General features: G+C 48.0%; 4 protein-coding genes, 2 tRNA genes and 3 rRNA genes. 8 read left to right on the top strand and 1 reads right to left on the bottom strand.

The features are described from left to right. Positions 1-22 precede the first annotated feature (22 nt). Positions 23-1,408 carry a TldD/PmbA family protein gene (locus tag AND4_RS15370; RefSeq protein ID WP_009843899.1) on the top strand — a complete coding sequence of 462 codons (1,386 nt, stop codon included), beginning with the start codon at positions 23-25 and terminating at the stop codon, positions 1,406-1,408. Then, complete coding sequence (locus tag AND4_RS15375) at positions 1,408-2,751, top strand: TldD/PmbA family protein (RefSeq protein WP_009843900.1); 1,344 nt, start codon at positions 1,408-1,410, stop codon at positions 2,749-2,751. Before AND4_RS15370 ends, AND4_RS15375 begins: the two co-directional genes overlap by 1 nt. A 75-nt stretch (positions 2,752-2,826) precedes the next feature. Here the strand turns inward: AND4_RS15375 and trmY are convergent, their stop codons facing one another. Next, the gene (gene trmY / locus AND4_RS15380; protein WP_009843901.1) at positions 2,827-3,426 is read right to left on the bottom strand and encodes a tRNA (pseudouridine(54)-N(1))-methyltransferase TrmY; all 600 of its coding nucleotides are present in this window, start codon (positions 3,424-3,426) and stop codon (positions 2,827-2,829) included. 160 nt (positions 3,427-3,586) lie between these two features. Between trmY and AND4_RS15385 the strand changes: the two genes are divergently transcribed. The 6 genes from AND4_RS15385 to rrf form a co-directional block, all read left to right on the top strand. Next, a complete protein-coding gene (locus AND4_RS15385; protein WP_009843902.1) occupies positions 3,587-4,111 on the top strand; it encodes a DUF3087 domain-containing protein in 525 nt (174 codons plus the stop codon). A gap of 532 nt (positions 4,112-4,643) precedes the next feature. Further along, positions 4,644-6,211, top strand: a 16S ribosomal RNA gene (locus AND4_RS15390). A gap of 134 nt (positions 6,212-6,345) precedes the next feature. Then, positions 6,346-6,421: transfer RNA gene (locus AND4_RS15395), tRNA-Ala, on the top strand. A gap of 41 nt (positions 6,422-6,462) precedes the next feature. After that, a tRNA-Glu gene (locus AND4_RS15400) sits at positions 6,463-6,538 on the top strand. Between the two features lie 344 nt (positions 6,539-6,882). Beyond that, positions 6,883-9,773, top strand: a 23S ribosomal RNA gene (locus AND4_RS15405). 120 nt (positions 9,774-9,893) lie between these two features. Then, a 5S ribosomal RNA gene (gene rrf / locus AND4_RS19310) occupies positions 9,894-9,988 on the top strand; the annotation flags it as partial.

The raw sequence follows: 9,988 nt of genomic DNA on the forward strand, positions 1-9,988 counted from the left end.
GATTAACGAGCAAGGAGATTTCATGCTTAATTCTGTAACAGCGAAAGCGGTGATCGATCATGCGCTCTTTTTAGGGGCCGATTTCGCTGAGCTATTCGTTGAACACCATCAAACCAACACTGTCCAGGTTGCATCTGGTGAGGTAGACAAGGTTAACTCGGGTATCGATTTTGGTATCGGTATTCGCCTCTTCTTCGGTCACAAAGTGCTTTATGGTTACACCAACAGCACAGATGAGGCCGAACTTAAACGCGTAACCTCACTGCTTGCAGCAAAAGACAAGCGTGAGCAAATCGCCTCAGCCGGTTCTCTCAATCTGAACCGCTACCCAATTCAACATGGTTGTCGTATGCCACTTGGCAAAGACGCTAACCTAGATTCTAAAATTGCTTTCCTATTGCAAGTTGACCAAGCCGCACGCGCAGAGAGTGAACATATCAGTCAGTTCATCGGCAGCGTGCTTCAGCGCGAACAACAAGTGTCTATCTTCAACTCTGAAGGTCTACACGTTGACGATACTCGTCACTACATCCGAGTTGCTGGTAATACGGTTGCGCAAAAAGGTAATGAGCAGTCTTCTGGTATGGAAGGTCCAGGCGCTCTTGCTGGTTGGGAGTTCAGTGAACAACTTGAGGCGCAAGCGCTAGGTCAAACTATCGCGCAGCAAGCGTTAGTAAAACTTGGCGCGGATGCTTGTCCATCGGGTGAAATGCCAGTGGTGATTGGTAACGGCTTTGGTGGCGTTATCTTCCATGAAGCGTGTGGGCATTTACTTGAAACCACTGCGGTTGCGAAGAAAGCGTCAGTATTCCACGACAAGATGGGCGAAATGATTGCTCACACCGCTGTGAATGCTGTCGATGATGGCACCATGACCAACGAATGGGGCTCGATTCATGTTGATGATGAAGGCATGAAGACTCAGCGCACTCAGTTGATCAAAGACGGTAAGCTAACCAGCTTTATGGTCGATAAAATGGGTGGCATGAAGACAGGTTACGAGCCAACGGGATCTGGTCGTCGTCAAAACTACAAGTTCGCACCAACCTCGCGTATGCGTAACACCTTTATCGAAGAAGGCGAGCATTCACTTGATGATATGCTGGCAGGTATCGAACGCGGCATCTATGCGAAGAAGATGGGCGGCGGTTCGGTTCAACCGGGCACGGGCGAGTTCAACTTTGCCGTTCGTGAAGCTTACCTCATTGAAAATGGCAAAATCACCAAGCCTCTGAAAACATCAACGCTGATCAGCACGGGTCCAAAAGTGTTGAAAGAAATCAGCATGGTCGGCAAAGACATGGCGTTTGCGCCGGGCATGTGTGGTTCCGTGAGTGGTTCAGTGCCAACAACAGTCGGTCAGCCAACGCTGAAAGTCGATAACATTCTGGTAGGAGGCGGTAACTAATGAGCCAAGAAAAACAACTTCTTAATGCGGTTGATTACGTCCTATCAGAAGCAAAGCGTCAAGGCGCAGAAGCGGACGTCATTGTAAACCGCAACAGCAGCTTTTCTCTGAAAGCGAACCAAGGGCAGTTGGATGAGTACAAAGTAAGCTCAAGCCAAGTTCTGGGTGTTCGTGTTGTTAAAGATGCGCGTGTCGCAACGAGCTACTCTGAATCGTTAGAACAACCGAGCTTAGATTTGATGCTGACTAATGCACTGCAAAGCGCTCGTTTTTCCAAGCAAGACGAACACCAGACCATTAGTTGCGTGAATAGCCAAATCACGACTGACGTGGCTGAGATTGCTCAAGAAGACACAACTTCGGTTGATGAAAAGATTGAAATGTCTCTCGCTCTTGAGCAAGGCGTAGTCGCTCTGCCTCACGCTTCTAGCGCACCTTACAATGGTTACAGCGATGGCGAAACGCAATTAATCATTGCCAATACACAAGGCTCGTTGTGCCAACACTTCGAACGCTCGTTTACTTGTTACGCTTATACCTTGTTTGAAAAAGACGGTAAACAGTCGATGGCAGGGCAAATGTCACTTGGTCGTCGTTTTGATGAGTTGAACCCCGCTTACTGTATCGAAGGTGGTTACAACCTTGCTCGTGATCTTCTTGACGGCGCTCCGGTTGCGACGGGGAACTACCCAGCAATTTTCCATATCAATGCGCTAGCAAGTTTGTTCGGTGCTTTTGGCAGTGCTTTCTCTGGCGTAAGTGCGATGAAAGGCATTACGCCATTGGGTGACAAGCTTGGCCAACGTGTTGCGAGTGATTTGATTACCTTTACTGACGCGGCATACATGCCAAATGGTATGGCAACTTCGGGCTTTGATAGTGAGGGTTTTGCTACGCAAGACAACGTCATGATTGCTAATGGTGAATTGAAAACTTTGCTACACAACAGCCAGACGGCGAGTTACTTGGGCGCAGTATCTACCGCAAGTGCTGCTCGCGGTGCAAAATCGAGCTTAGACGTATCAGCGAATCACAAAGTGATTGCGACAGGCAACAGCAGTGCGTCAGAAGTAAAAGCGGGTGAGTACCTAGAATTAGTTGAACTGCAGGGTGTTCACTCTGGCGCGGATGCAGTGAGTGGTGATTTCTCGTTTGGCGCGAGTGGCTTCTTGTGCCGTGATGGAGAGCGTGTTCAACCTGTTCGTGGTATTACGGTTGCGGGTAACTTCTACAAGTTGCTGCAAGAAGTTGAGGCAGTGGGTGATACTCAGCTTATTAGCGATAGTCGCACCTTCTTTGCTCCAGACGTACGTTTCGCTCGTTTGAGTATTGGTGGTAAATAACTCCAGCATTCCTATAGAAACAAAGAGGACTCGATAGAGTCCTCTTTGTTTTATCGAATGATTAACTCGCGAGAATTAAAATTCGCGGATATCTAATTCATTGTGGATTAATACTACGCACTGGGAAGCGAAAAGCATTTTAGGGCCTAAGCTGATTTTCTCTGTGCCAAGGCGTTTTAAGCTGTTAAAAGATTTCTTTGGCATCGGAATATGGTCGGTTAGCAAGAAACATGGGTTTGCACCGATTTCTGCATCACGGACAAATTCGCCTTTTTTATCCAACATATATAGCTGGTGGTCTTCTGCCAGTTCTTGAACCAAACGTTCGAAGCTCACCGTACGTACGGTAATGCCTGGCTCGACTTCACGGAGCTGCTCTTTACCCATACCAACCGAAGCGTCTAAAGCGCGGGCCACTGCTGCAATTAACGTTGACTCATGAAAGCCGCCAATATTGGTGATGTCGTTGGAGCGAATTGTGATAGTACGAGAGAAATCTTTTGTGCTTTCTAAAACCAAGTGCACAATCACGTCTTCGCGGTGCGATTGAGCAACGAACATGGTGTTCATCATGGTATGAGCAAGAATCTCTGTATGCGCTTCATTACCAACACCTTCTAACAGTGCTTTGCTGGTGGTTGGTGCCGCGCGAGCTCGTAAAACAAAAGAGCGCATGAATTTTTAGCCTCTGTATAGAAAGAGTGAATGCGCGGAAGTATATACCCAAGCAGGGAAGGGATGCGAGCTTAATAGCAAATGTGAACTTAATAACAAGGCTTCGATTGTCTTGCTGATTGCGCTGGTTAGAATAGAGGCAACCTGTTCGGAGTGGTATATGGAAATCAAAAAAATAAACAAACAATTTTATAGAAAGAAGGTCAACCTGGTGATGGGGAGTTTTGTTGCCTTGCTTGCTATCTCTTCTCTTGCTTTTAGTACACTATTAATTGTCTTGTTCGGTAATACAGATGTAGTACCTGAACAATCGACGGGGAACTTTCATTGGAACTTAATTGGTGTTGTGCTCGCCTTAGCCACTTCACTGTCTTTGTTGAACCAATTCAAAACACACACTTATATGGAAGAAGTGTTGTACGTCTGGAAACTCAAGCAGCTGCACAACAAGATCTTTCGCAAACTGAAAAGCATTAAAGCCGCTTCTGCTGAGCACGACATAAAAGCACTGACGATACTTAAGTTCTACTACACGACTCAAAGTCAGGTGTTTGAGTTAGACAACAACACATTGACGATGAGCAGTGTAAATAAAGAACTAGAGGCAATTGAGCAAATCGAAATAGCGCAATCATTGGTTCTGGATATCGCCAGCTTTAAAGAAGCTTGGTTAGACACATATTGATTGCCTATTTACTACGTGAAATTAACAATTAAGTGCTAAAAATAAGCGATTAAGTGAGATGTCATCACCCGACGCGCTTTTTTCAGTTTTTTTCTAAAAAAGGGTTGCCAAGAAAAATCATCTCCCTATAATGCGCCTCCGTTGTCAGGGCAAAGCGGGAACGCAAAATGCAGTTGGCAACAAGGCAAAAAGACTTCTGAAGTTAATTTGAAAAAGTGTTTGACACTCTCAATGAATTCCTTAGAATACGCCTCCGCTTCAATAGCAAAGCTTACGAAGCAAGCTCTTTAACAATATAGACCTATCAATCTGTGTGGGCACTCGTTGATGATAATCCAATTAGAAGCTTAGGCTTCAAATTCGATTTCAATGAACTGAGTGACCAAACGAGTCGAAAGACTTGGCACAGTCAATTTATTATCGTTCTGTTCTTACCTATTTAAGAAGAGAGGGATAATAGCTTTAGAATTACTTCTTACTTTCGAGTAAGGATGAGTTTTGAAGTCAGTATTCATTGAGTCACAAAAACTTTAAATTGAAGAGTTTGATCATGGCTCAGATTGAACGCTGGCGGCAGGCCTAACACATGCAAGTCGAGCGGAAACGAGTTATCTGAACCTTCGGGGAACGATAACGGCGTCGAGCGGCGGACGGGTGAGTAATGCCTAGGAAATTGCCCTGATGTGGGGGATAACCATTGGAAACGATGGCTAATACCGCATAATGTCGTTTTCTATAAACGAAGGAGACCAAAGAGGGGGACCGCAAGGCCTCTCGCGTCAGGATATGCCTAGGTGGGATTAGCTAGTTGGTGAGGTAAAGGCTCACCAAGGCGACGATCCCTAGCTGGTCTGAGAGGATGATCAGCCACACTGGAACTGAGACACGGTCCAGACTCCTACGGGAGGCAGCAGTGGGGAATATTGCACAATGGGCGCAAGCCTGATGCAGCCATGCCGCGTGTGTGAAGAAGGCCTTCGGGTTGTAAAGCACTTTCAGTCGTGAGGAAGGCAGTACAGTTAATAGCTGTATTGTTTGACGTTAGCGACAGAAGAAGCACCGGCTAACTCCGTGCCAGCAGCCGCGGTAATACGGAGGGTGCGAGCGTTAATCGGAATTACTGGGCGTAAAGCGCATGCAGGTGGTTTGTTAAGTCAGATGTGAAAGCCCGGGGCTCAACCTCGGAATAGCATTTGAAACTGGCAGACTAGAGTACTGTAGAGGGGGGTAGAATTTCAGGTGTAGCGGTGAAATGCGTAGAGATCTGAAGGAATACCGGTGGCGAAGGCGGCCCCCTGGACAGATACTGACACTCAGATGCGAAAGCGTGGGGAGCAAACAGGATTAGATACCCTGGTAGTCCACGCCGTAAACGATGTCTACTTGGAGGTTGTGGCCTTGAGCCGTGGCTTTCGGAGCTAACGCGTTAAGTAGACCGCCTGGGGAGTACGGTCGCAAGATTAAAACTCAAATGAATTGACGGGGGCCCGCACAAGCGGTGGAGCATGTGGTTTAATTCGATGCAACGCGAAGAACCTTACCTACTCTTGACATCCAGAGAAGCCAGCGGAGACGCAGGTGTGCCTTCGGGAGCTCTGAGACAGGTGCTGCATGGCTGTCGTCAGCTCGTGTTGTGAAATGTTGGGTTAAGTCCCGCAACGAGCGCAACCCTTATCCTTGTTTGCCAGCGAGTAATGTCGGGAACTCCAGGGAGACTGCCGGTGATAAACCGGAGGAAGGTGGGGACGACGTCAAGTCATCATGGCCCTTACGAGTAGGGCTACACACGTGCTACAATGGCGCATACAGAGGGCAGCCAACTTGCGAAAGTGAGCGAATCCCAAAAAGTGCGTCGTAGTCCGGATTGGAGTCTGCAACTCGACTCCATGAAGTCGGAATCGCTAGTAATCGTGGATCAGAATGCCACGGTGAATACGTTCCCGGGCCTTGTACACACCGCCCGTCACACCATGGGAGTGGGCTGCAAAAGAAGTAGGTAGTTTAACCTTCGGGAGGACGCTTACCACTTTGTGGTTCATGACTGGGGTGAAGTCGTAACAAGGTAGCGCTAGGGGAACCTGGCGCTGGATCACCTCCTTATACGAAATGGATAGTTTGCTTTTACTTTTAAAAAGTGAAGACAAATGAGTCACGATGAGTGTCCACACAGATTGATATGGTTTATATTTCAGAGCAAAAATTGGTTCTGCATAAAGTGCTGAAACGATTTATGTGGGGCTATAGCTCAGCTGGGAGAGCGCTTCGCTGGCAGCGAAGAGGTCATCGGTTCGATCCCGATTAGCTCCACCACTAGCTATATTGTTTCCGCTTTTTGCAAAACATTCTACAGTGTCCCGTTCGTCTAGAGGCCTAGGACACCGCCCTTTCACGGCGGTAACAGGGGTTCGACTCCCCTACGGGATACCATCTTTAAACACTCTCTTGAGAGTTTTTAAAAATGGTTACTTCATTAGAAGTGATTCGCTCTTTAACAATTTGGAAAGCTGACAAATCAAATTTATTCCTTAGTGAATAAGATTTGATTGTAAAGTTCTCAAAGTATTCTTAATTGAATACTCCAACTGTTTGTTTTCATTTTTTAAAAATGAAAGTAAACGAACACATTCAAGTGTTCTTGGGTTTTGTCTTACTGTTTAAGTAAAACAAAACATATTTGAGTCCGGCAAAATCGAATGCTATCTCGCTCATTCAAATAATGAGATAGCGACTTTGGTTGTTTAACGTCAATTCGAAACTTCTTCGGGTTGTATGGTTAAGTGACTAAGCGTACACGGTGGATGCCTTGGCAGTCAGAGGCGATGAAGGACGTATTAACTTGCGATAAGCCCAGATTAGGTAGTAAAAACCGCTTGAGTCTGGGATTTCCGAATGGGGAAACCCACGTGCATAAGCACGTATCGTTATGTGAATACATAGCATAACGAGGCGAACCGGGGGAACTGAAACATCTAAGTACCCCGAGGAAAAGAAATCAACCGAGATTCCGAAAGTAGCGGCGAGCGAAATTGGACTAGCCCTTAAGCTATTTATGCGTCAGGTGAAACTTCTGGAAAGTTGTGCGATACAGGGTGATAGCCCCGTAACCGGCAACGCATTTATAGTGAAATCGAGTAAGGCGGGACACGTGATATCCTGTCTGAATATGGGGGGACCATCCTCCAAGGCTAAATACTACTGACTGACCGATAGTGAACCAGTACCGTGAGGGAAAGGCGAAAAGAACCCCTGTGAGGGGAGTGAAATAGAACCTGAAACCGTGTACGTACAAGCAGTAGGAGCCCACTTGTTGGGTGACTGCGTACCTTTTGTATAATGGGTCAGCGACTTATATTCAGTGGCAAGGTTAACCATCTAGGGGAGCCGTAGGGAAACCGAGTCTTAACTGGGCGTTCAGTCTCTGGATATAGACCCGAAACCAGGTGATCTAGCCATGGGCAGGTTGAAGGTTGAGTAACATCAACTGGAGGACCGAACCGACTAATGTTGAAAAATTAGCGGATGACTTGTGGCTAGGGGTGAAAGGCCAATCAAACCTGGAGATAGCTGGTTCTCCCCGAAAGCTATTTAGGTAGCGCCTCGGACGAATACTACTGGGGGTAGAGCACTGTTAAGGCTAGGGGGTCATCCCGACTTACCAACCCTTTGCAAACTCCGAATACCAGTAAGTACTATCCGGGAGACACACGGCGGGTGCTAACGTCCGTCGTGGAGAGGGAAACAACCCAGACCGCCAGCTAAGGTCCCAAATTACTACTAAGTGGGAAACGATGTGGGAAGGCTCAGACAGCCAGGATGTTGGCTTAGAAGCAGCCATCATTTAAAGAAAGCGTAATAGCTCACTGGTCGAGTCGGCCTGCGCGGAAGATGTAACGGGGCTAAGTAGTAAACCGAAGCTGCGGCAATGCACTTTTAGTGCATTGGGTAGGGGAGCGTTCTGTAAGCCGTTGAAGGTGTGTTGTAAAGCATGCTGGAGGTATCAGAAGTGCGAATGCTGACATGAGTAACGATAAAGGGGGTGAAAAACCCCCTCGCCGGAAGACCAAGGGTTCCTGTCCAACGTTAATCGGGGCAGGGTAAGTCGACCCCTAAGGCGAGGCCGAAAGGCGTAGTCGATGGGAAACGGGTTAATATTCCCGTACTTCTTACAATTGCGATGGGGGGACGGAGAAGGCTAGGTGGGCCTGGCGACGGTTGTCCAGGTTCAAGTGCGTAGGCTTAAGAGTTAGGTAAATCCGGCTCTTTTTAAGGCTGAGACACGACGTCGAGCTACTACGGTAGTGAAGTCATTGATGCCATGCTTCCAGGAAAAGCCTCTAAGCTTCAGATTGTAAGGAATCGTACCCCAAACCGACACAGGTGGTCGGGTAGAGAATACCAAGGCGCTTGAGAGAACTCGGGTGAAGGAACTAGGCAAAATGGTACCGTAACTTCGGGAGAAGGTACGCTCTCGACGGTGAAGTCCCTTGCGGATGGAGCTATTGAGAGTCGCAGATACCAGGTGGCTGCAACTGTTTATTAAAAACACAGCACTGTGCAAAATCGTAAGATGACGTATACGGTGTGACGCCTGCCCGGTGCCGGAAGGTTAATTGATGGGGTTAGACTTCGGTCGAAGCTCTTGATCGAAGCCCCGGTAAACGGCGGCCGTAACTATAACGGTCCTAAGGTAGCGAAATTCCTTGTCGGGTAAGTTCCGACCTGCACGAATGGCGTAATGATGGCCACGCTGTCTCCACCCGAGACTCAGTGAAATTGAAATCGCTGTGAAGATGCAGTGTACCCGCGGCTAGACGGAAAGACCCCGTGAACCTTTACTACAGCTTGGCACTGAACATTGACCCTACATGTGTAGGATAGGTGGGAGGCTTTGAAGCGCAGTCGCTAGATTGCGTGGAGCCGTCCTTGAAATACCACCCTTGTAGTGTTGATGTTCTAACGTCGACCCCTTATCGGGGTTGCGGACAGTGCCTGGTGGGTAGTTTGACTGGGGCGGTCTCCTCCCAAAGCGTAACGGAGGAGCACGAAGGTGGGCTAATCACGGTTGGACATCGTGAGGTTAGTGCAATGGCATAAGCCCGCTTGACTGCGAGAATGACAATTCGAGCAGGTGCGAAAGCAGGTCATAGTGATCCGGTGGTTCTGAATGGAAGGGCCATCGCTCAACGGATAAAAGGTACTCCGGGGATAACAGGCTGATACCGCCCAAGAGTTCATATCGACGGCGGTGTTTGGCACCTCGATGTCGGCTCATCACATCCTGGGGCTGAAGTCGGTCCCAAGGGTATGGCTGTTCGCCATTTAAAGTGGTACGCGAGCTGGGTTTAGAACGTCGTGAGACAGTTCGGTCCCTATCTGCCGTGGGCGTTGGAAGATTGAAGGGGGCTGCTCCTAGTACGAGAGGACCGGAGTGGACGAACCTCTGGTGTTCGGGTTGTCATGCCAATGGCATTGCCCGGTAGCTAAGTTCGGAATCGATAACCGCTGAAAGCATCTAAGCGGGAAGCGAGCCCTGAGATGAGTCTTCCCTGATACTTTAAGTATCCTAAAGGGTTGTTCGAGACTAGAACGTTGATAGGCAGGGTGTGTAAGCGTTGTGAGGCGTTGAGCTAACCTGTACTAATTGCCCGTGAGGCTTAACCATACAACACCCAAGAGGTTTTGATGGACTCAAAGCAAGAACAGATTGAATGTGTGAGAACGAAAACAGCTTTCCGAATGATTGTTTTTAGGTTGAATTAGACCTGAAGACAAAAAGAATTTGCTTGGCGACCATAGCGATTTGGACCCACCTGATTTCCATTCCGAACTCAGAAGTGAAACGAATTAGCGTCGATGGTAGTGTGGGGCTTCCCCATG

It is taken from the genome of Vibrio sp. AND4, assembly GCF_000171815.1.
Classification (GTDB): domain Bacteria; phylum Pseudomonadota; class Gammaproteobacteria; order Enterobacterales; family Vibrionaceae; genus Vibrio.

Bases quoted from the DNA above. Each gene is read 5' to 3' on its own strand.
- AND4_RS15375 (WP_009843900.1), top strand. From the start codon at position 1,408: ATGAGCCAAGAAAAACAACTTCTTAATGCGGTTGATTACGTCCTATCA.
- trmY (WP_009843901.1), bottom strand. From the start codon at position 3,426: ATGCGCTCTTTTGTTTTACGAGCTCGCGCGGCACCAACCACCAGCAAA.
- AND4_RS15385 (WP_009843902.1), top strand. From the start codon at position 3,587: ATGGAAATCAAAAAAATAAACAAACAATTTTATAGAAAGAAGGTCAAC.
- AND4_RS15370 (WP_009843899.1), top strand. From the start codon at position 23: ATGCTTAATTCTGTAACAGCGAAAGCGGTGATCGATCATGCGCTCTTT.